Source organism: Halorubrum californiense DSM 19288 (assembly GCF_000336875.1).
In the GTDB taxonomy this organism is placed as follows: domain Archaea; phylum Halobacteriota; class Halobacteria; order Halobacteriales; family Haloferacaceae; genus Halorubrum; species Halorubrum californiense.
Window position 1 is genome coordinate 1 of record NZ_AOJK01000035.1, and the last position, 20,681, is coordinate 20,681.

A 20,681-nucleotide genomic window follows, 5' to 3' on the forward strand; every position below is an offset into this window, starting at 1 on the left:
GACAAGGTACGACCGGCAGATATATAATCTCTTGTAAGGGTCGGATATCACAATGGAGGTCAAGCCGATGGAGATTTTTTCTGAGTCAAGAGGGTGGGAAATTGCTCGAATACAACTGGGTTCCTCACTCGCTTTCTTCAGCATATACGCGTATTTCGAATTTCTCCATTCTAGTGGGTTAGCCGCTATGCTTGTCTTAGGACTCGGTTCGGGCATCTCTGGAGTCGCTGAAATGCTTCCAAAGGGCCGACGATACTTCGCGAGCGTATTGCGAATCATTGCGATAGGAATTCTCGTAGCTCTGGTAGTTCTATCACTCCACAGACTGGTCTCGTAATCGCTGACGACGGGAGCCGTCGATACGCANATTGCGATAGGAATTCTCGTAGCTCTGGTAGTTCTATCACTCCACAGACTGGTCTCGTAATCGCTGACGACGGGAGCCGTCGATACGCACTCTTCAGCGACCGGCTGTTTCAGACAAGAACATGTTTGAAGTATGGGATTTCAACAGAGCCGTTCTATCCCGAGTCCGGGATCATCAACACCGACGAGGTGGTACCGCTTCGATCCGCGGTCCTGCTCGACGTCGACGAGGTTGTAGTGTTCCAGCTTCGGTAGGTGGTTCTCCCGGAGGNGGTCCTGCTCGACGTCGACGAGGTTGTAGTGTTCCAGCTTCGGTAGGTGGTTCTCCCGGAGGTATCGCAGCGTCACGGGGTCGTCGTGCGCCTCCTGGTAGCGAGCGTACAGTTCCTTCTGGATGAGCCCGTCCTCCTCGGCGAGAACCTCGTACAGCGCCCGCTGGTGCGTGTTCAGCTTCGAGATCGTCTTCTGTCGGACCTCGCGCTCCGCGTCGGCGACCGCGTCCTCGACGAGTCGCCCCGGGATNGCGCCCGCTGGTGCGTGTTCAGCTTCGAGATCGTCTTCTGTCGGACCTCGCGCTCCGCGTCGGCGACCGCGTCCTCGACGAGTCGCCCCGGGATTGCGGACAGGCCTTCGCGGGAAGCCATCTGCGCCGCAACCCGCAGCCCGGCGATCGCCTGCCGCCCGTCTCCTTCGGAGAGGCGCGCGATGCGTCGAAGCACGTCCTCGTCGACGGCGTTCGGGCCGAGCCCCTCGCGAGCCCGTCGAGAGAGGATCTCCGTGATTGTGTCTTCCCCGTAGGAGTCGAAGTTCACGTGGTAGGCGACGCTGATCCGTGAGGTGACTCGCTCGTCGAGGTCCGCGAGGAGGTCGACCTCTCGGTTCGCGATGCCGATCCACGAAATCCCACGAATCTCGTGGAGGTCGTACAGGACCTTGTTCTCTCGCAACTGGTCGACCTCGTCGAGGATGACCACGCCGGGACCGTTGAGGTCGGCCGTGATGCGATCGATGAGTCGCCCCGTCGAGGCGGACCGCGGGAGCGCGGCGCCGACGAGGTCGCGGGAGATCTGTTCGAGGACTGCGTTCCGCGTGTAGTCCTGCCAGCAGTTCACGTANCGCGGGAGCGCGGCGCCGACGAGGTCGCGGGAGATCTGTTCGAGGACTGCGTTCCGCGTGTAGTCCTGCCAGCAGTTCACGTAGGCGTAGGGGACTTCGAGGACTTCCCGTCGGAGTTCGCGAACGGCGGCCTTCGCGACCGTCGTCTTCCCGACGCCGGAGGGACCGAACAGGAAGCAGTTCTCGGCGCGAAAGCCGTCCTGAATCGGTGCGAGCGCGNATGTGTCGATTCCGGCCGACAATGGTGGAGGGGAGGTGATCGTCGTCGAACACCGTTCCGTCGCGTATCACGTTCTGGTCGGTCACGGCGTAGGGATATAATACGACCTCCGAGTGTTCCGAACGGTTCCGGATGGTTCGACACCGACAGAACGCTTATTCCGGCAGTCCATGAAGAAGAGGTATGGCGAGTGCGACACGCGACGCGTCCAACGGGGAAGGCGTCGAATTCATTCACGAAGACGACGGCTCGATCACCGCGAAGGACATCGAGACCGGTGTCGCGTCCTTCGGTGACACGAAGGCGGAAGCCCTCCGGATGCTTGCGGAGGCGATCGAACTTCACGAGGGCGGTGGCGAACCCGTGACCGACGAGGACCTCGAGGTGTGGGGCCTTGAAGACGCGGAACCCGGCGACGAAGAACTTCCTGATTTCATGGAGTGAATGGTCCGGACGACCTTCTCCGGACGTGAGATCGCGTCTGTCCTCCACGACTTCGGCTACGAGCGCGTCGGTCGGGTCGGGAGCCACCTGAAGATGCGATACGAGTCCCCGGACACGGACGAGGTTCGTGTCGTGACCGTACCGATGGCGTCGGAAGACGAGATCCCGACCGGGACGCTCCATTCGATCGCCGAGCAGTGCGGCGCCGACGACTTCCACGCGTGGTGCGAGTGGATCGACGAGCACCGGTGACTGGCGACTTCTTTCACAAACCGATGAGAGGTTCCTGGACACTATGTCGGTCAGGCTGGCCATCTCGTGTGTTCTGTCGTACTAAGTCATAAATTCTCACTGTGCCCTTGGCACTCTTCACCTTACACCGATTGCTGTTGATGTGGGTATGTCTCCGCCGCCATTCGGAGGAGAAGATCCGGCACCACGACGTCTTCGTGAATCTTTCTGAAGAGCTACAAATTCGACGAGAAGGAGGAGTCCACAGCGCGAGAATAGCTGAGTGCCTACTTAGGATCGAAAACGACCGGGATGTTACTTCTTGATTTGCTATGGTCAGTACAGAGGTGGTAGATACCACCAAAGTCAAGAAATCGTACAATAGACCTTCGTTCAATTCATCATGTCACGTTTAACGACAGCACTCACAGACAACCTCGATCTTGACAACCCGATCGTTCAGGCGCCGGTCGGGAGTGCGACATGTCCTACACTGGTGGCCGCTGTTGCCGACGCTGGCGCGCTCGGGATGTTGGCTGTCACGTGGCGAGACGAGGCGGCGACACGCGAAGCGGTTGCCGAAACCAACCGACGAACAGATGGCGCATTCGGTGTGAATATCGTCGCCGATTCAGCTGCGAAAGATATCCCGACGGACACGCACGTAGAGGCTTGTCTCGAGGAAGGGGTCGGGATATTTTCCTTTTCATTCGGGGACGCCGCCCCATACGTTGAGCAGATTCACGCGCACAACGGGATCGTTCTCCAATCGGTCGGGAGTGCTGAGGAGGCGAAGACCGCTGTCGAGGCGGGCGTAGATATTCTGGTCGCCCAGGGGTTGGAAGCAGGCGGTCACGTACAGAGCGAGGTCGCAACACTACCGTTAGTGCCGCGTGTCGTTGATGCCGTTCCTGACCCCCCCGTTATCGCGGCCGGTGGAATTGCAGACGGCCGGGGCATTGCCGCCGTACTCACCCTCGGAGCGGCTGGCGCGTGGCTTGGAACCCGATTCCTCGCTACTGAGGAAGCCCGCGTCCATCGGCTGTATCAACAGCGGGTCGTTGAAGCAGACGAGACCGACACAGTCTATTCCACCCTTTTCGACGAGGGGTGGCCCGAAGTCCCGCATCGAGTAATCGAAAATTCGACGTTCTCGGACTGGAACGCGGCAGGGCAACCCGACAGTCAGCGTCCGGGAGAAGGCGAAGTTGTGGCGGAAACCAACGATGGCGAACCTGTTCGTCGCTATGAGGATTCGCTTGCGGTCCCTGGAATGAAAGGGTCGGTAGAAGAGTTGCCGTTGTATGCGGGGCAGAGTGCGGGATTAACGCATGAAATACAACCGGCAGACGAGCTCGTCACAACGCTCACTGACCAGACACTCGAAGCGTTAGAAAGAGCGAGTGACCGATAGGTACGCATTTTTCATCGACCGGCCGTTTCATCTGGGGGTCGATCTGACGGATAGGGTTTCAACAGAGCCTCTGGGCTCAAAACCATCGACATCGAGATTACAAGTCCACCGACATCGACGTCGCCCGCTGACAGTACAGCCGCGGCAACCGCGACATCGAACTGCTCAACATGTGGACGCCGAACCCCGACAAGACCCTCTCGACCGCCGAGCGCGGCGTCCACGCGGTCGCCGAGCGCTACGCCTACGACAAACATAACGCCCGTCACGGAGAGAACCCCTACTGCCAGTATTAGTGCTATCTGTGGGTCCATCTTGGCGCTGATTACGACGAAGAGACTCTGTTGAAATCCTATTTTTCAGACATACTCTAAGCTGAAAGAGCTGATCGCTGAATAGAACATTTTGATCGCCTTTTCGACGAACTACAGCGATAGGAGTCGTGGGTGAGACATGGGCCTGAGCCCGTAGATGCTCTCGTTGCTATTCACAAAATATTATATTTGAGCGGTACAATCCAAGACTATGCCCTCCATTCTCGAACGACCGGTATTTCACTACGGAGTTCCGTTCATCAACGCCGTGATGGTCGCCGTGGTCGGCTTTACTGTGTTCAGTGGCGTAGCGCGGCTGTTCGCATTCGCACTCGCCGGTATCGAGGTCGTTGTCGTCCCACAGATATTGAAACGCGCAGCGTAGTGTTACACATCCGACGCGAGGATATAAGCCGCAGCCCGGGTGTTCCGAACGGTTCCGGATGGTCCCATTCAGAATTTATAATTGAGTTATCTGATAGCTAATTCTGAACGAGGTAACTGACGCTGTTCTATTGAGATTCTCTTGGATTGGCTATTCTCACGACTTGTCATAGAAGGCTCCAACAGGGCTAAAAAAACCTATATATCAGGTCTCGGTCAATCTCGTGACAAGTGAGTAGTGACTGAACTATGGAAGAGTCTCAGACAAGGGATGCGGTGGATGCTGATACGTTGAACCATCAATTGTGGATCACGGAATGGATTGACCGTGGAAAACGGCGCGTGAAGTCATACGCTGCTGCGAGTACATTGTTGTTCGGTCTCCCACCGAGTATCGTACTGGTCGCTTATTTGGCGCTTCGCTGGCAGTACATGACCCTTAGTTACCTCTTCAGCTTCGCCGCAGTATTCGTCATTCTGCTTGTAGCCCCGTACTTGATCTGGTACTACGAGGCGAAACTCCTCCCGACGTTCCGCGATGATGTAACCGGAATTGTGGCGTCCTCGGACCGAAACCGGGCACAGAGCTTGGTAGATCGATACAGCCGTCTGATCGATCGGTACTGGTGGTTGGCAGCCATCCTCGCATCAACCCCTATCCCGATTCTCATGGCTCGGGGAGGTCCATTTCTCCGGGAATATGGCCTCTTCGGAGTCACTGATCCACTGTTTTGGGCGATATTTATCGTTCTACTTTGGATTGGGGCGGTTGTAGGTATCGGGTTTTTGTTGGTCGTCGTGACGGTCCTCACTATTCGGAGCATTGCGTCCTTAGAACTCCTCATCGATCCCATGTATCCAGATGGACTAGGGGGGATGAGCATTATTGGAACGTATGCGATTCGAACCACTGGATTGTTCTCTATCGGATCGCTACTGATCCCTCTTCAACTACAGTACGCCGCGGTGGTCGGACCACCCGCAGGAACCCTCATCTACGTGATGGGCGGTCTGTACGCCGTTTTCATTGGACTATCGTTTCTCTACCCGACAGTCAGGATCAGTCAACGCGCCAACGCGATTCGTCAGCGGATCCTCGAGAACATACGGGATCAATATGAGGAGCTGAAGCGGACGGCTGGCGAACCACGAGCGGGTGCGGATCTCACGGAAACGGATCCCGTCACCGAACAGAAACTCACCCGACTCAGGAATGAGTATCAGACGTATCAACAGGTGCGGTTGTATCCCCTCCGAGTGTCTATCATCGCCCGGTTGATCGGATCGATAATTCTCCCGATCCTCTTGATGACGATCGAGTTCTTTCTTCAAACCACAATCATGGGCTAACTGCTGAGCCGTCCTGTAGAGTTGGGAACTTTCTGAATTCAGTTGGCTGTGGTAGGAATAGACGACTTGTGAAAGAAGTCGTCAACGAACTCCCAGAATTGGCCCCGATCGCGCCGGGGACCGCGTCGGTTCTGCCGTACTAAGTGCCACCTTCTTATGGAAGTTCACATGCGATTAGAGGCAACCGGGAAGCCGGACCAGTACAAGTGCTGGCTCACGGACGACGAGATTGAAGCGCTCCGACGCGCTGCGGGGAGTCACCGCGACGACCTCGTGATACAGCTGGGCGGATTCGTCGGGCTCCGCGCCTTCGAGATCCCGCAGGTGTGTCCGAAACACGTGAAACGGACTCCCGACGGCGACCACTTCCGGCTCCGCGTCCCGGAAGGGAAGGATACGACCGGGAGCGGCGGGAAGCCTCGCGACGCCTACCTACCGAGCGACGTCTTTCCCGGCCGCGCTCCCTTCGCAGATCCGCACCCACGAGTCGCACTCGGGACACCGGTGCGCGCGATCGTCCTCGTCGCCGTGGACGCGTCGGAAGTCAACCGGGACGTGCGCGTCACAGCGAAGGCAGTTGCTCCGGCTACTGTGAGATCGGAGCAACATCATGCCGACACCACCTCGGCTAAGGCGAATCGGGGGACGGTGGTGACTACCGGCTTAATTTTAGCCCGGACAAGACACGCTATCGGTGTCCCTGGATGGTTGAAGGAACGAAATTGGGTGGCTGGGGAGTCCCAGCCCACCAATTTACTCGGGCGGAGCCCGAGTTGAATTAAGGTGGGCCAACACGGATTTGAACCGTGGACCTCCCGGTTATCAGCCGAGCGCTCAACCTGACTGAGCTATTGGCCCAGGTGAGCGCATTCAGTCGTTGCGCGGGTAGGATTTTAAGGGTTTCCTTTCGGCAGCCGGCCGCCGTGTGGCGGTTTCACGGGATCTCACGAGGCCCGCGCCGTCAGTCGGTTCCCGTCCGCTCCTCCTCTTCGACAGTGAAATCCACGTCGACGACGTCGTCGTCCGCCGACGCGCCGCCGGCGTCCGCGTTCCCCCCGACGCTCCCGTCGGCGTCGGCGCCGCCGTCGTCGTCGAACCCGTCGGGGCCGCCGCCGGGGGCGCCACCGGGGAACCCGCCGCCGCCCATCGTGAAGCCGCCCTCGCCGTCGTCGGGGAAGCCGCCGATGTAGACGTTCCCTGAGAAGAACCCGTCCGTCTCTTGTTCGATGTACGGGACGACGACGTACTTCTTCAGGGCCACCCGGATCGGGACCCGCGAGAGCGGGAACGCGAGCAGGAAGCCGACCGCGTCGGTGACGAGCCCCGGCGTGAGCAGGAACGCGCCCGCGGCGATAAGGAGCCCGCCGTCGAGCAGTTCGTCGGTCGGCGGCTCGCCCCGGGCTAGCTTGCGCTGGACCCGCGCGAGCGTGGCGCGCCCCTCGGCGCGGAGGAGGAGCATGCCGAGTACGGCCGTCAACACGACGAGCGCGACCGTGAGAGCCCACCCGAGCCGCGTCGCGACCACGATCAGGAACAGCGCGTCCACGAGGGGGACGACGAGTAACAGCGCGAGCAGCGTTCGCGGGCGCATACCCCCGTCTTCCCGCCGGGCGCCCATAGCCCTTTTCGTCGCGGCCGCGGATCGGGCGCGGATCGGGTCGCTCGTTTCCCCCCCAAGCCCGCCGGTCGCGCCCGCCGCGACCGCCACGGCTTTGCCCGCCCGGTCCGAGCCGGCGGTATGGACATCGTCGGCGCGCTCGGCCGCGACCTGCCGGACCGCGAGTCGCTCCCGCGGTGGGTCGCGCCGCTCCCGAAACGGCTGGAGGATGTCGCCTTCCGGTTCGCGTGGGTCATCGTCGCGATCAACCTCGTCGGCACCGCGTTCGGCTTCTGGTACTACCGGTTCCAGTTCCGAGCGCTCCCGACCGAGATGTGGCTCTTCATCCCGGACAGCCCGGGCGCGACGCTGCTCATCGCGCTCGCGCTCGGGGCGTGGGCGCTCGGGCGGTCGAGTGACACACTCGCCGCGCTCGCGTTCTTCGGCAACGTCAAGCTCGGGCTGTGGACTCCCTACGTCCTCGTCGTTTTCTGGCCGGAGTTCCTCGCGGTCAACGGCCCGGCGCTGTACGCGTTCCTGCTCGTGAGCCACCTCGCGATGGCCGTTCAGGCGTTCGTACTCCACCGCATCACCGACTTCCCGCTCCGTGCGGTGGCGATCGCGACCGCGTGGTACACCGTCGACCTGCTGATGGACTACTTCGTCCCCGTGATCGGCGACGTGACGCACACCTCGCTGCCGTACGCCGACGGCGCGCCGTGGTTCACCACGACCGTGCTTCAGGTCGCGGCCGCCGGCGCGGTCGCGCTCACCGTGGTCCCGCTGTTCTGGACGCTCGGGACCCGGATCGCGACGCTCCGCGGCGCTGCGTCCGACGCCGCAGCGTGAGGCGGTCCGCCCTCGCCCCGCGACGCGGCCCGATTTAAGTCGCCGCGCCGCCTCCGTCATCTCATGAGCCACTACGAGCGGATCGCGGACCTGTCGGTGACCATCGAGTCGGTCGGTCGCCGGCGACACGTCGCGGACACGACGAGCGGGTTCGAGCGGACGACCACGGAGTTCCGCCTCTCCGGCGACGGCCTCGTCGGAAAGGGGGAGGACGTGACCTACGAGACCGCCGACCACGACGCGCTCGCCGAGACCGATCCGATCGACATCGAGGGGGAGTGGACGATCGACGAACTGTCGGACCGGCTCGACGAGATCGACCTGTTCCACGGAACCCCGCCCGAGAGCGAGGCCTCGCGGAACTACCGCCGGTGGGCGGTCGAGAGCGCGGCGCTGGACTTGGGGCTTCGCCAGCGGGAGGAGTCGCTCGGCGAGCGGCTCGGCGTCGACCCCGAGCCGGTCCGATTCGTCGTCTCGACGCGGCTCGGCGACCCGCCGTCGACCGACCGCGTCGAGGCGCTGCTGGCGCGCAACTCCGACTTGGAGTTCAAGCTCGACCCCACGCCGGAGTGGCCCGAGGCGGCGTTCGAGACCCTCCGGAAGACCGACGCCGTGCGCGTCCTCGACCTGAAGGGCTGGTACGAGGGGACCGACGTGGACGTCGAACCCGACCCGGAGCTGTACCGCGACGTGTTCGCGGCGTTCCCGGCCGCGGTCGTCGAGGACCCCGCGTTCACGCCCGCGACGAGCGCACTCGTCGAGCCGCAGGCCGACCGCCTCTCGTTCGACTACCCCATCGACGGCGTCGAGAGCCTCGAATCGCTTCCGGTGGAGCCGGGGGGGTGTAACATCAAGCCCTCGCGGTTCGGCACGCTCGAATCGCTGTTCGAGACCATCGCCTACTGCGATCGCGAGGGGATCGAGCTGTACGGCGGCGGGCAGTTCGAACTCGCCAGCGGCCGCACCGCGATCCAGACGGTCGCCGCGCTCTGTTACCCGGACGGGCCGAACGACGTGGCGCCGCGCGCGTTCAACGACCCCGACGCCGAGCCGCCGTACCCGAAGAGCCCGCTCCGTCCGAGCCGCGACGCGGTCGGGTTCGAGTTCTGAAACGAGCGATCTGAACCAAGCACTGTCACTGAGATTCATATCCGCGGTGGCGCGTGCCTGCGAGCGGCCGCCCTCGGCGGCCGCGAGTCAGCACGCGCGAGGGAGTCGGTCGCCGAGCGAAGCGACGGTGACCGACGAGGCTGGGGAGGCGTGAGGTGCGGTGCTGTGTGGGGTGGGACTCAAAGGGGCAGTCGGGAGGGCGAAGGCGCGCGACGCAAGCACCGCAGGAGCGAGTGAAACGAGCGACGAGGAGCGTGGTTCGAGACGCCCTCGGCGTCTCGTCATCACGAAAGGCGCGAAACGCCTTTCGAACGACAGCGAGCGCACCGAGCCCTCCCGACTGGGGCTTTGGAGGTGTTCACCGTCGATCAGCAGCTGATGACCTAAAAAAGACTCCCGAGTTCACGGAGTAATCGACCCCGCCATCTGAGGTGACTACTTACGAGACGAACTTCAGCAGGTCGTCGCGGTTGTGGTCGTGGAAGCGCGTCCGGAGACACTCCTCGAGGGCCTCGACATCCCCGCGCTTCGCGCAGATGGGCGCCACCCGGTCCGACCACTGCTGCCACGGCGGGTAGAGGCCGAGCCGGTCGCAGATCTCGTCGAGCCGCTCGTCGAGGTCGTCGATCTTGTCGGTCTTGTTGACGGCGATGATCGGCTCGACCCCCACGTCCTCCAGGAATCCGAACATCTCCACGTCGTGGGGAATGTTCCCGCGCTCGGCGTGGCGGTCGATGATGTCGACCGCGGCCTTGCCGTCCATCACGACGACCCCGGCGAGGATCGAGTCGGCGTTGTCCTCCAGGTAGCGCACGATGTTCGTCTTGATCTGCTCGCGGTGCTCTTCCTCGACGCCGGACATGAAGCCGAATCCCGGGAGGTCCGTGAACATGAAGCTCTCGCTGGCCCAGTCGAAGTGGTTCGGCTGGCGGGTGACTCCCGGCTTACCGCCGGTCGAGAAGTCGTGGCCCGTCAGCTCGCGCATCAGCGTGGACTTGCCGACGTTCGAGCGTCCCACGAGGACGACCTCGGCGTCGCGGTCCGGCCGGTCTTCGAACATACCCGACCGTGCGCGCCTGAACGGGTTAAAAGGCGCGTCGTCGCCCGGTCCTCAGACCGCGGCCGCGGCGTCGCCTCCGGTGTCGCCCGATTCGGCCTCGATGTGGTCGCTCTGGTCCGCGAAGGCGGTGCCGAACATCCGGAATGCGGCGACCTGTCCGTAGAACTGGACGAACGGGATGAACACTCCGCCGACGACCGTCACGAGCAGTACGACCGAAACGACGAACACCCCGAGCGAGATGAGGATCGGCATCAGCACGGCGAGGAGGTAGTCCACGCCGAGCAGCGTCGGCTTGAGGATCGACACGTCGAAGGCCGCGCTCGCCTCGCCGCGGGCCGCGTACGCGGTGAGCGCCGCCGGGACCGCGTAGTGGATCAGGGCCAACACCGGCAGGAACGCGAGCGTCAGCAGCGCTCCCGTGACCCCGATGATAGCGCCCACGTCGCCGCCGACCCCAGACCCGATCCCGGCGATCACGCTGATGACGATCCCGTACGCGACGACGGGAACGATGGAGTACGCGAGCGCGATCAGGACCGCGACGACGCCCTTCGCCAGTAAGTCGCCCCAGTCGGTGAATTCCGGCGTCTCTTCCTCGCCGGCGACCGTCCTTTCGAGTACCCGCACCAGGTAACCGAAAACGGCGAATATCGGGATCACGAAGACGGAAAGCAACCCCAAGACGCCGCCGATAATAATACGACCGACCCAGTCACCGCGCGTGGGATACGAGAGTCCGTCTTCAAGCATACACGGCACCCACGTCGATCCGATATTTAAGATGACCTCCATCGGCCTCGCCGCATCGATCGTGGATGCGGTGGCCCGGTCGAATGCGCCGCGCCGCTCCGCCGGCTACTTATCGGTCCTTCTCCTCCTTCTATCATGGATAAACAGGCCGTCCGAGAGGCGGTGTGGGACGCCTTCGACGAGGGCGACCAGGCGCGGTTCCCGTTCCCGCCCCACGACCGCATCCCCAACTTTGCCGGCGCCGACGCCGCGGCGGCGCGCCTCGCGGAGACCGAGGCGTGGGAGTCGGCCGAGACGCTGAAGGCCAACCCCGACGCGCCGCAGCTCCCGGTCCGCCGGGCGGCGCTCCGGGCTGGCAAGACCGTTTACGTCGCGCAGCCGCGCCTCCGCGACCCGGACCCGTTCCTCCGGCTCGACCCTGCCGAGATCCCGGCAGAGGAGATCGACGACGCGACGACCGTCTCCGGGATCTCAGAGTACGGAACGCCGACCGCGCCCAAGGATGTCGACCGCGTCGACCTGATCGTCGCCGGCTCCGTCGGCGTCACGACCGACGGCGCCCGGATCGGCAAGGGTGAAGGATACAGCGACTTGGAATGGGCGGTCCTCCGTGAACTCGACGCGGTCGATAGCGAGGCGCAACGCGCCTCTGATAGCCGGACGCAGTCCGGCGATAGCAACACGACGCTCGCGACCACCGTCCACGAGCTCTCCGTCCTCGACGGCCCGGAATCGGCGGTCGGTGCCGACGTCGACCTCCCCGAACCCGACGCGCACGACGTGCCGCTCGACCTCGTCGTCACGCCGGAGCGAACGATCGAGACCGAGACGCCGTACGCGCGACCCGACGGCCTCGACTGGGACGCGCTCGACGCTGAGAAGCTGTCGGAGATACCGGTCCTCGCTGAACGGGCACCCGAAACGGAATAACGGCGGCCGCGACCTGCGTCGCGAGGATCAGTCGGCGTGCTGCGGCGTCGGCGCGGACCGCTCTGTCCGGTGGTCGGCGACGTGGCCGCACTCCGGGCAGACGACGGTGCGCTCGTCGCCGTCGCTGACGACGAGCCATCCGTCCGATAGGGGGCTTTCGAAACGACACTCCGGACAGAAGAGGACCGACTTCCCGCGGGAGGGCGGGGAACCGCTGGCGTCTGCGTTCATGATAACCTGTAGGGTCTGAAGATATAAGGGTCTTTTTCGACCTGATCGTTCGGTATGATCGGGTTTCACACACGTGTCTGTCACGGGTGTTCGGAGATAACAGATCGATCATTTCTAAATTTGGAAAAATACTGATCAACATCTGTCACCACCGTTCACTGTATGCGCTCGCGTAGATCCGATCGCTCGTGTCGGCGTCGATCCGCTCGCGTCGGCGTCGATCCGCTCGCATCGATCCCATCGCCCGCGTCGGGCGCCTCGTGCGTCCGCGAGCTATCGCGCGAGCGGCATGTTGTAGCTCGTCTCTTCCTCCATCACGTACTCCCAGGTGGCCTCGCACTCGCAGGACACCTGCTCGAAGACGCTCGGGTCCTGCCGCTTGTCGAAGTCCTTGATCGCGGTCTGGACGCGGTCGTCGCACTCGCCGCAGTTGTGCGCGCCGCGGTCGGAGCCGTGCCCGACGGGGTCGGAGACGACGATGGCGTCAACGTCGGCCGTCGCTTCGAGGACGTGCGCGACCGACCAGAGCCACGGCGGCCGGTAGCCGCCCTCGAAGAACAGCTCGTCGACCATCGTGTAGCGCTGGACGTTCGTCGGGTTCATCGAGACGGTGTGGCAGCCGTCCACGTCGGCACAGCGACGGATCGAGTCGATCATGTCGGCGGCCGCCTCCGGCTCCGCGAGGAAGGGGGGTTTCATGAGGAGGTACGCCTTGATCCCCACGTCGGCGTCGAACTCGCCGTCGGCCGCGGCCGCCTCGGCGCAGGCGTCCTCGAAGTCGGCGAAGTCGAAGTACTTGTTCACGCAGTCGTGGCGGACGCGGTCGGTCGCGGTCTCCAGCCCGACCGCCACGTCGGTGGCGATCCCGTAGTCAGCGAAGTCCGCGATCTTCTCGCGGTCGACGAAGTCCGGCAGCGACTCGACGACGATCCGGTCGCGGTCCGCGAACGTCTCCGCGATCGCCCGCCGCGTCTCCGCGGGCACCTCGCGCTCGTCGAGGAAGGAGCCGGAGGTGTAGATCTTGATCAGCTCCGCGGGTTCGTCCGCCTCCGCTGCCTCGTGGTCGAGGCACGCGTCGATCTGCGTCATGAGGTCCTCGTGGGCGACGCTGCCGCCCTCGACCGACTCGGCGACGTAGCCGCACATCGTACAGCCGCCGGCGCGGGCCCATCGACAGCCGCCGGTGTTTAAGATGATCGTGAGGGAGTTCACCACGCCGTCGGGCGTGTTGTCCTCGTCGATCCACACGCGGGTGGGCTCCGTCGGGTCGTACGTCTCCGAGCGCTCGGCGCGGATGTCGCGCATCACGGCGTTGTGCGCGTCCATCCCGCGCCCCTGCTCGTACGCGTCGGGGCTCGGCTGGCTCATTGTCGGGGAAAGCGGACGAGCGCGTAAAGCGGTGTCGTCGTCGCCCCGGTGCTGACGACCGCGTCGACACTCTCCGTCAACGAACTTCCTCCCGGTCCTCGTTTTCACGGCGCGTTCGCCACACGCCGAATATCCCCGCGCCGACCACTGCCCCGACCGCGTTGATCGCGGCGTCGATCCACGCGAACGAGCGCCACGGGATCGGGGCTTGGACGAGTTCCACCTCGAACCCGAACGCGGTCGCGACCGCGACGCCGACGGCGGCCGCAATCACCGTCCTACCCTCCGATCCGGCGACTGCCCGTCCCGCGAACGCGGCGAGAGCGGCGTATCCGATCAGGTGGAACGGCGCCGTGGGTCCGATCCACGTCGGAAGGGGAAGCGTTCCCCCACCGGCGCCCGGCCAAGGAGGAACCGGGACGACCGACGCCGCGAGGACGAGGCCGGCGACCCAGACGGGAGCGCGCCGGTAGTCGCCGTCGACCGACCGTTTGCGCGGGTCTCGACCCTGTCCAGCGGCCTCCTCGTCGCGGCTGTTCACGATTCAACCTCGGTCCGGATTCGGGTTAATTTCCCGCTTCGACGCGGCGCCGCCATCGCGTCGAAACCGGCGCACGGAGCGCCCCCCGTCGGGCACGACTGGAATTCGGTCGTGTAACCGCTATCAGTTACACTCTCGAATCAACAACTAACCCGATACGGCCCTAATATAATGATAGAGCATTACATGACTGAAATGGGCGGCTACAGAGACCGTGTGGCACAGGTCGACCTCGGCGGTGGGGAGGTCAACTACCGCGGGATCGACGACGACGACGCGGAGAAGTACATCGGCGCGCGCGGGCTCGGCGTCAAGTACGTCTTCGATAAGGGTCCCGACGTGGACCCGCTCGGACCGGAGAACCGACTGGCGTTTATGACGGGCCCGCTCACGGGGACCCAGACCGTGATGAGCGGTCGGATCGCCCTCGTGACGAAGTCCCCGCTGACGGGGACCGTCACGGACTCGCACCACGGCGGCTGGTCCGGGGCGCGGCTCAAGTGGGCCGGGCTCGACGGAATCCTGCTCGACGGCGCGAGCGACGAGCCGGTCTACCTGTTCGTCGAGGACGGCGACGTCGAGGTACGCGACGCCTCTCACCTCTGGGGGCAGGGCGTCCACGACACGATCGACCAGATCGGCGAGGAGGTCGACGGGAAGGTCGGCCGCAACGTCTCCGTGATGGCGATCGGTCAGGGCGGCGAGAACGAGGTGCGCTACGGCTGCGTGATCAACGAGGACGACCGGGCCTCGGGCCGCGGCGGCACCGGCGCCGTGATGGGCGCGAAGAACGTGAAGGCGGTCGTCGTGAAGTCGGGCACGGACATGCCCAAGCCCGCCGACCCCGAGACGTTCCAGGAGGGCTACCAGCAGGCGATGGGCGTCATCCGGGAGTCCGACGTGACCGCGCCCAACGAGGGCGGGCTCTCGATGTACGGGACGAACGTCCTGATGAACGCGACCGAGGAGATGGACGGGCTCCCGACGAAGAACGCGAAGTACACCTCGACCGAGGCGTACCACGACGCGGAGGACGCGGACGTCGAGGCCGAGCGCGTCTCCGGCGAGAACGTCCGCGAGAACATCCTCGTCGACGAGCCGACCTGTCACTCCTGTCCGGTCGCGTGTAAGAAGGAGGTCGAGGTCAACGTCACCCACAAGGGGCAGGACATGAACGTCCGCACGGAGTCGTACGAGTACGAGTCCGCGTGGGCGCTCGGCCCGAACTCGGGCCACTCCGACCGCGACGAGATCGCCGTGATGCTGGAGAAGTGTAACAAACTCGGCATCGACACCATCGAGGCGGGCAACATGATGGCGATGGCGATGGAGATGAGCGAGGAGGGCAAACTGGAGGGCGTCGGCCACCTCGACTGGGGCGACTCCGAGACGATGATCGACCTCCTCGACGAGATCGGGCACCGCTCCTCGGATCTGGGCGACCTCCTCGCGGAGGGCCCCGAGCGCGTCGCGGACGCGAAGGACGCGCACGGCAACAAGCTCTCCGTCAAGGGCCAGACGATGGCCGCGTACGACCCGCGCTGTATGAAGGGCATGGGGATCGCGTACGCGACCTCCAACCGCGGCGCCTGCCACCTGCGCGGCTACACGCCGGCCGCCGAGATCCTCGGCATCCCCGAGAAGGTCGACCCGTACGAGTGGGAGGGGAAGGGCGAACTCACCGCCACCTTCCAAGACCTCCACGCGGTGTCGGACTCCTTCGACATCTGCAAGTTCAGCGCGTTCGCGGAGGGGATCGAGGAGTACGTGCTCCAGTACAACGGGATGACCGGCAAGGACCTCTCGGAGGACGAGTTGTTCGAGGCCGGCGAACGGATCTACAACCTCGAGCGCTACTACAACAACCTCGTCGGCTTCGACGGCGCGGACGACACGCTGCCGAACCGCTTCGTCGAGGGGCACCCGGACGCCATCCCCGGCACGGGCGCCAGCGAGGGCGAACTCGTCGAACTCGACCAGCTGAAGGCCGAGTACTACGAGACCCGCGACTGGGTCGACGGGGTCGTCCCTGACGAAAAGCTCGAAGCGCTCGGTATCGACATCGGGCCCGGCACCGGCGTCTCCGCCGGCGACTCCGCGGCCCCGGCCGACGACTGATCGAGGCCGCGTCGCAAACGCGGTCGCCGCCCACACATTTTTAACTGAACGCCCCGGGTAGCGCCGCCTATGTCGCACGACCCGCTTTCGCCCTCCGAGGCCCTCCGCACGCCGATCGGTACCGTCCTCACGGCCGTGAGTCTCCTCGTGTTCGTGTACTCGCTCGTGATCGTCGGCCAACTCCTGTTCGGCGTTATCGTCGTCCTCACGCTCTCGGCCGGCCCGTACCTTTCGTACCGCACCTTCGCCGTCCTCGACTCGATCGCGGACGCCGCCCAGCGGTTCGCCGCGGTCCGCGAGCGCGAGGCCGACGACGGAGACCGGTTCGACCGCCCCGTCGACCGCGACGGCCCGGAGTCGCGCGAGCGGGAGGAGCGCGCGACCGAACGGGAACGCTGACCGCGCCGTCGCCCTCGTCCGCGGATCGGCCCGATAGCGGCCGTCGTGACGCTTGGCGCGACGCTTTATATACACTCTCCGCGACCGGACAGACATGAACTGGCGACTCGTCGCGGCGGTGGGCGTCGGGGTGACCGCATTTCTCCTCGCGAGCGCCACCGTCACGGGGCTGCTCGCGGCGTCGATCGAGTTCTCCGCGCTCATCGGGCTCCCGGTCGGACTCCTCGCGGGCGCCGCGTCCGCGGCGGCGACGTGGATCCGCCTCTGGAACGCGCCGAGCGCTCGCCCCGCGCTGCTCGGCGTCGCAGCGGCCGGCTACGCAATTCTCTCCGTCGCGGCCGTTTCGTACTCGGTTTCGTCTGTCCGCGGGTTCGTGAGCGTCGAGCGCGCGCTTGCGGTGGCCCTGCTCGTCGGCGTCGTCGCCTTCGCGCTCGCGAGGCGACGGCCGGGCCGCTTCGACTGACTCGAATTCTCGAACGCTCCGCTCCTCACGCGAACACGACGAATCGGAACAGCCACAGCGTCGCCATCCCGGTCGCGATGGTCGCGAACACGTTCTCCGTCCGCCACGCGACCGCCCCGGCGACGAGGCCCGCGATGAGTTTCTCGTCGAGCAGGGTCGCGGGGACCGACGGACCGAGCGTCACCAGTCTCGGGAGGACGAGCGCCGCGAGCACCGCCGGCGGGACGTACCGCAGCGGCCGCTGAACGCGCGTCGGCACCCCGTCGATCCGGCCGAAGAGGTGGATGAAAGAGAGCCGGATCCCGTAGGTGACGAGGCCGATGACGATGATCGCGACCCAGGCGCGCGGCGAGGCGACGAGTCCGGCGAGCGCGTCCGTCACGACGCCGTCACCCCCGCGTCGACTGCGCCCGTCACGACGCCCTCACCTCCGTCACCAGTCCGGCCGCGATCCCGCACAGCGCGCCGACGAGCAGCCCGAGGTTGAGCGGGAGCCCGGCCGCGACGACCGCGACCGCGCCGCCGGCGACGCCCGCGACGGTGGTCGGCCGGTCCTTCATCGCGGGCACGAGGAGGGCGAGGAACACGAGCGGTACCGCGAAGGTGAGCCCCCACGCGTCGGGGACGCCGGCGCCGAGGACGACGCCCGCGACCGTCCCGATCTGCCAGACGATCCACAGCGACGCGGCCGCGCCGAGGTAGTAGCGCCAGCGGCTGCGGTCCGGGTTCTCGTCGAACTCCGCGACCGAGAGCGCGTACGCCTGGTCGGTGAGCAGGTACGCGAGCCCCGCGCGGAGCCGCCGCCCGTAGTCGGCGAAGTGCGGCGCGATGGAGGCCGAGTACATCAGCATTCGGAGGTTGATCACGACCGCCGTGCCGACGACGACCGCGAGTGGCGCGTTCTCGCCGAGCAGTTCCAGCGCCGCCAATTGTGAGGCGCCCGCGAACACGATCACGGACATCCCGACCGCCTCCGCCAGCCCGAGCCCGGCGTTGACAGTCGCGATACCGGCGACGAGCGCGAACGGCGCGATTCCGAGCATCAGCGGCGACACGTCGCGCACGCCGGCGAGCAGGTCATCGTCGAGAACGGAGCGGGACACGTTACTGCTCCTTGGGATACGGCGGCTCGTCGTACTTCGCCGCGAGGTGATCGGCGTGTTCCAGCTTCGTGTTCGCCTTCCGGAAGGTGCCGAGCAGCGAGTGTACCTCGCGTTCGGTGGGGTGCGCGCGGCCGAGCAGCCGGCGCATCAGCAGCGCGTTCTTCTCGCGGACGTGGTCGCGCTGGCCGGTCGCTGCGAGGAACTCGTCGAAGAACTCGTGGAAGCGCTCGACGTCGGGCTCCGGAGCGCGGGTCACCTCGGTGTCGGGGAGTTGGGTCTCGTCGACCGTGAGGTCGCGGAGCTCGTACAGGAGCACCGTCGCGGCCTGCCCGAGGTTCAGGACGGGGTAGTCGTCGTCGGCCGGGATCGAACACACCTCGTCGAGCCGCGAGAGCTCCTCGTTGTTGAGTCCGCGCCCCTCGCGGCCGAAGACGATGGCGGTGGGCGCGTCCACCGTCTTCAGCGACTCGCGGAGTTCCACGGGCGTCTTGAACGGGAAGCGCTCGTGGCTGCGGTCGTCCTCGCCGGTGATCGCGGTGGTGCCGACGGTGTGGTAGTTCGCGACGACCTCGTCGAAGGTCACCTCCTCGGCGTTCGGGAGCACGTCCTCGCGGGCGTGGCCGGCGAAGCCGTACGCCTCGCCGTCCTCCTCCAGTTCGGGGGGGTTCACGAGCTTGAGGTCCGTCAGCCCGAAGTTCTTCATCGCCCGCGCGATGGTCCCGACGTTGCCCGGCGTCTCGGGTTCGACGACGACGACCGCGGGCTTCTGCCGCTCGCGTGGAGGGTTCTCGTTCGCGGTCGTCGTCGGCTCCGCGGAGCCGCTCCCGGCCTCCGCCTCGTCGCCTGCCTCCTCGGCCCCTTCCTCGGCCCCCTCGCCGCTCATCGGTCGGAGGGGTAGTCGGCGGAGAGGTCGAGGTCGGAGTCCGCGAGCTCCTCCTCGGTGATCTCCTCGCCGTCGCGCTCCTCCTGCCCGGCGAGTTCGAGGATGTCGATCCGCTCGCCCTCGAAGTCCGCTTCGAGGCGCTCTTGGACCTCCTGCTGGTCCGGCAGGTCCGGGAGCCCGTCGGGGTCCTCCTCGACGTGTTCGACGGAGCCGTACCCCTCGGGGGCCTCGTTGCCGGCGGCGACCCACTCGTGGAAGCGGTCGGCGAACTCGACCGAGCCCTTGTGGTCGCTGCCGCCTTCCTCGCGGAACCAGTAGAGCAGGTCGGGCTCGTGTTCGGGGCAGAGGAGCACCTCGCCGTCCGGCTCGCCGTACACGATCTGGGCCTCGTTACAGCGGTGGATCTCTTCTTCGCCGTAGTCGAGGTAACAGACGTCGCAGGGCTCCTCGACGAGGCTGACGAGCCGCAGGAGTCGCTCCCGGGGGTCCTCCGGAATCTCGTCGAGGGGCTTCAGCTCCTCGTCGTCGCTGAATATCTCGTCCTCCTCGAAGCGCCACCCGCGGAGGCCGATGCTCACTTTCGCCATGTCTCACGCTACGCTCCGGCGGCGATAAAAGCGCGTCCTTCCCGGCACGGGACCGAACGCTATGGAGACGGACGGCGCGGCCGCGACGCGGTCGCTTATATCCCCGCCACCCGTCCTCGCAGACATGAGACGGCGGCGACTTCTCGGACTGACCGCGGCCGGAACCGTCGGGGCCGCCGCGGGCTGTCTCGGGGGCGGCGGTGATCCGGGGAACAGTGATTCGGGCGACGGTGAAGCAGGCGACGGCGATTCGGAGGGCGGAGACGACTCGGAGAGCGGGGACGACAGTCAGGGCGGTAGCGGAGATAGTGTCTCCGCGTGGCCGACCGGAACGTACGCGGACTACGAGACGACGACCGTGACCGTCGAGAGTCCAGACGGCGAGGCTCGGGGGTCGGTGAACGCCGCGATCGCGGACGACGGCGAGAAGCGCCTGCGCGGCCTCAGCGACGCCGAGTCGCTCCCCGATGACGGCGGGATGCTGTTCGTGTATGAGTCTCCCCGAGACAGCCTGACCTACGTGATGCGCCGGATGAGCTTCGGCATCGACATCGTCTACGTCGACGGCGCCCGGGAGATAGTCGAGATCCACGACGCCCCCGAGCCCGGGCCGAACGAGGACGGCGAGGAGCAGGAGTACCCCGGGTCGGGCCAGTACGTCTTGGAGGTCCCCTACGAGTGGACCGACCGCCACGGCGTCGAAGTCGGCGACTCGTTAGCGTTCGAACTGTGACTGGCTTGATCCAAATCGGCGGCTAATACCTCCAAAGCCCCAGTCGCGAGGTCGCCGTACGCTCGCTGCGCTCCTCACTCGGTCGCTCACTTCGTTCGCTCCCTCGTTGCGGTGCTT

Annotated in this window: 25 protein-coding genes and 1 tRNA gene; 14 read left to right on the forward strand and 12 right to left on the reverse strand. The window is 65.2% G+C overall.

Features of this window, described 5'->3' with window-relative positions:
- Positions 1-812 precede the first annotated feature (812 nt).
- Positions 813-1,724, reverse strand: coding sequence for a Cdc6/Cdc18 family protein (locus tag C463_RS06605; protein WP_008442234.1), 912 nt, complete (start codon positions 1,722-1,724; stop codon positions 813-815).
- 161 nt (positions 1,725-1,885) lie between these two features.
- Here C463_RS06605 and C463_RS06610 point away from each other — a divergent pair, with 161 nt between their 5' ends.
- From C463_RS06610 to C463_RS19985, 7 genes are all read left to right on the forward strand, one after another.
- A complete protein-coding gene (locus tag C463_RS06610; protein WP_008442241.1) occupies positions 1,886-2,146 on the forward strand; it encodes a type II toxin-antitoxin system HicB family antitoxin in 261 nt (86 codons plus the stop codon).
- A complete protein-coding gene (locus C463_RS06615; protein WP_008442244.1) occupies positions 2,147-2,398 on the forward strand; it encodes a type II toxin-antitoxin system HicA family toxin in 252 nt (83 codons plus the stop codon).
- 382 nt (positions 2,399-2,780) lie between these two features.
- Positions 2,781-3,791 carry an NAD(P)H-dependent flavin oxidoreductase gene (locus C463_RS06620; protein ID WP_049905648.1) on the forward strand — a complete coding sequence of 337 codons (1,011 nt, stop codon included), beginning with the start codon at positions 2,781-2,783 and terminating at the stop codon, positions 3,789-3,791.
- A gap of 170 nt (positions 3,792-3,961) precedes the next feature.
- Positions 3,962-4,087 (forward strand): hypothetical protein, encoded by a 126-nt coding sequence (locus tag C463_RS19900; protein ID WP_008442246.1) that lies wholly within the window; start codon positions 3,962-3,964, stop codon positions 4,085-4,087.
- A gap of 229 nt (positions 4,088-4,316) precedes the next feature.
- Positions 4,317-4,490: a hypothetical protein gene (locus C463_RS19165; RefSeq protein WP_008442247.1), complete on the forward strand. Its 174-nt coding sequence runs from the start codon at positions 4,317-4,319 to the stop codon at positions 4,488-4,490.
- Between the two features lie 248 nt (positions 4,491-4,738).
- The gene (locus tag C463_RS06625) at positions 4,739-5,839 is read left to right on the forward strand and encodes a hypothetical protein (RefSeq protein WP_049905649.1); all 1,101 of its coding nucleotides are present in this window, start codon (positions 4,739-4,741) and stop codon (positions 5,837-5,839) included.
- Between the two features lie 168 nt (positions 5,840-6,007).
- Positions 6,008-6,616, forward strand: coding sequence for a site-specific integrase (locus C463_RS19985; RefSeq protein ID WP_321163647.1), 609 nt, complete (start codon positions 6,008-6,010; stop codon positions 6,614-6,616).
- A 7-nt stretch (positions 6,617-6,623) separates the two neighbouring features.
- On the opposite strand, the gene C463_RS06635 is transcribed toward C463_RS19985, so the two are convergent.
- Both C463_RS06635 and C463_RS06640 read right to left on the reverse strand, forming a co-directional pair.
- Positions 6,624-6,697: transfer RNA gene (locus tag C463_RS06635), tRNA-Ile, on the reverse strand.
- A gap of 103 nt (positions 6,698-6,800) precedes the next feature.
- On the reverse strand, positions 6,801-7,430 hold the full coding sequence (locus tag C463_RS06640; RefSeq protein ID WP_049905650.1) for an FxsA family protein: 630 nt from the start codon (positions 7,428-7,430) through the stop codon (positions 6,801-6,803).
- A 147-nt stretch (positions 7,431-7,577) separates the two neighbouring features.
- Here C463_RS06640 and C463_RS06645 point away from each other — a divergent pair, with 147 nt between their 5' ends.
- Together C463_RS06645 and C463_RS06650 are read left to right on the forward strand one after the other, a co-directional pair.
- Positions 7,578-8,285: a DUF1405 domain-containing protein gene (locus C463_RS06645; protein ID WP_008442251.1), complete on the forward strand. Its 708-nt coding sequence runs from the start codon at positions 7,578-7,580 to the stop codon at positions 8,283-8,285.
- Positions 8,286-8,348: 63 nt separating this feature from the next.
- The gene (locus C463_RS06650) at positions 8,349-9,395 is read left to right on the forward strand and encodes a hypothetical protein (RefSeq protein WP_008442252.1); all 1,047 of its coding nucleotides are present in this window, start codon (positions 8,349-8,351) and stop codon (positions 9,393-9,395) included.
- A 439-nt stretch (positions 9,396-9,834) separates the two neighbouring features.
- Here C463_RS06650 and engB read toward each other — a convergent pair whose 3' ends face one another.
- Both engB and C463_RS06660 read right to left on the reverse strand, forming a co-directional pair.
- The gene (gene engB, locus C463_RS06655; protein WP_008442253.1) at positions 9,835-10,455 is read right to left on the reverse strand and encodes a GTP-binding protein EngB; all 621 of its coding nucleotides are present in this window, start codon (positions 10,453-10,455) and stop codon (positions 9,835-9,837) included.
- 51 nt (positions 10,456-10,506) lie between these two features.
- Positions 10,507-11,208, reverse strand: a complete 702-nt coding sequence (locus tag C463_RS06660) for a DUF4013 domain-containing protein (protein WP_008442254.1) — start codon at positions 11,206-11,208, stop codon at positions 10,507-10,509.
- A 135-nt stretch (positions 11,209-11,343) separates the two neighbouring features.
- Between C463_RS06660 and C463_RS06665 the strand changes: the two genes are divergently transcribed.
- Positions 11,344-12,138, forward strand: a complete 795-nt coding sequence (locus tag C463_RS06665; protein ID WP_008442256.1) for a 5-formyltetrahydrofolate cyclo-ligase — start codon at positions 11,344-11,346, stop codon at positions 12,136-12,138.
- Positions 12,139-12,165: 27 nt separating this feature from the next.
- Here C463_RS06665 and C463_RS06670 read toward each other — a convergent pair whose 3' ends face one another.
- The 3 genes from C463_RS06670 to C463_RS06680 form a co-directional block, all read right to left on the reverse strand.
- Positions 12,166-12,369: a hypothetical protein gene (locus C463_RS06670; protein ID WP_008442257.1), complete on the reverse strand. Its 204-nt coding sequence runs from the start codon at positions 12,367-12,369 to the stop codon at positions 12,166-12,168.
- Positions 12,370-12,642: 273 nt separating this feature from the next.
- Positions 12,643-13,737, reverse strand: a complete 1,095-nt coding sequence (locus C463_RS06675; RefSeq protein ID WP_008442258.1) for an archaeosine biosynthesis radical SAM protein RaSEA — start codon at positions 13,735-13,737, stop codon at positions 12,643-12,645.
- A 76-nt stretch (positions 13,738-13,813) separates the two neighbouring features.
- Positions 13,814-14,278, reverse strand: coding sequence for a hypothetical protein (locus C463_RS06680; RefSeq protein ID WP_008442261.1), 465 nt, complete (start codon positions 14,276-14,278; stop codon positions 13,814-13,816).
- Between the two features lie 186 nt (positions 14,279-14,464).
- Here C463_RS06680 and C463_RS06685 point away from each other — a divergent pair, with 186 nt between their 5' ends.
- From C463_RS06685 to C463_RS06695, 3 genes are all read left to right on the forward strand, one after another.
- The gene (locus tag C463_RS06685) at positions 14,465-16,396 is read left to right on the forward strand and encodes an aldehyde ferredoxin oxidoreductase family protein (protein WP_008442263.1); all 1,932 of its coding nucleotides are present in this window, start codon (positions 14,465-14,467) and stop codon (positions 16,394-16,396) included.
- 69 nt (positions 16,397-16,465) lie between these two features.
- Positions 16,466-16,795, forward strand: a complete 330-nt coding sequence (locus C463_RS06690) for a hypothetical protein (protein WP_008442264.1) — start codon at positions 16,466-16,468, stop codon at positions 16,793-16,795.
- A gap of 94 nt (positions 16,796-16,889) precedes the next feature.
- Positions 16,890-17,258 (forward strand): hypothetical protein, encoded by a 369-nt coding sequence (locus tag C463_RS06695; protein WP_008442266.1) that lies wholly within the window; start codon positions 16,890-16,892, stop codon positions 17,256-17,258.
- A 25-nt stretch (positions 17,259-17,283) separates the two neighbouring features.
- Here the strand turns inward: C463_RS06695 and C463_RS06700 are convergent, their stop codons facing one another.
- From C463_RS06700 to C463_RS06715, 4 genes are read right to left on the reverse strand one after another with little or no spacing between them, the layout of a single operon-like run.
- On the reverse strand, positions 17,284-17,640 hold the full coding sequence (locus tag C463_RS06700) for an AzlD domain-containing protein (RefSeq protein ID WP_008442268.1): 357 nt from the start codon (positions 17,638-17,640) through the stop codon (positions 17,284-17,286).
- Positions 17,641-17,671: 31 nt separating this feature from the next.
- Positions 17,672-18,361: an AzlC family ABC transporter permease gene (locus tag C463_RS06705; protein ID WP_008442270.1), complete on the reverse strand. Its 690-nt coding sequence runs from the start codon at positions 18,359-18,361 to the stop codon at positions 17,672-17,674.
- Between the two features lies 1 nt (position 18,362).
- Positions 18,363-19,244 (reverse strand): RNA methyltransferase, encoded by an 882-nt coding sequence (locus tag C463_RS06710; protein WP_008442271.1) that lies wholly within the window; start codon positions 19,242-19,244, stop codon positions 18,363-18,365.
- Positions 19,241-19,831, reverse strand: a complete 591-nt coding sequence (locus tag C463_RS06715; RefSeq protein WP_008442272.1) for a hypothetical protein — start codon at positions 19,829-19,831, stop codon at positions 19,241-19,243. Before C463_RS06715 ends, C463_RS06710 begins: the two co-directional genes overlap by 4 nt.
- A 124-nt stretch (positions 19,832-19,955) precedes the next feature.
- On the opposite strand from C463_RS06715, the gene C463_RS06720 reads away from it, so the two are divergent.
- On the forward strand, positions 19,956-20,564 hold the full coding sequence (locus C463_RS06720) for a DUF192 domain-containing protein (protein ID WP_049905651.1): 609 nt from the start codon (positions 19,956-19,958) through the stop codon (positions 20,562-20,564).
- Positions 20,565-20,681 lie beyond the last annotated feature (117 nt).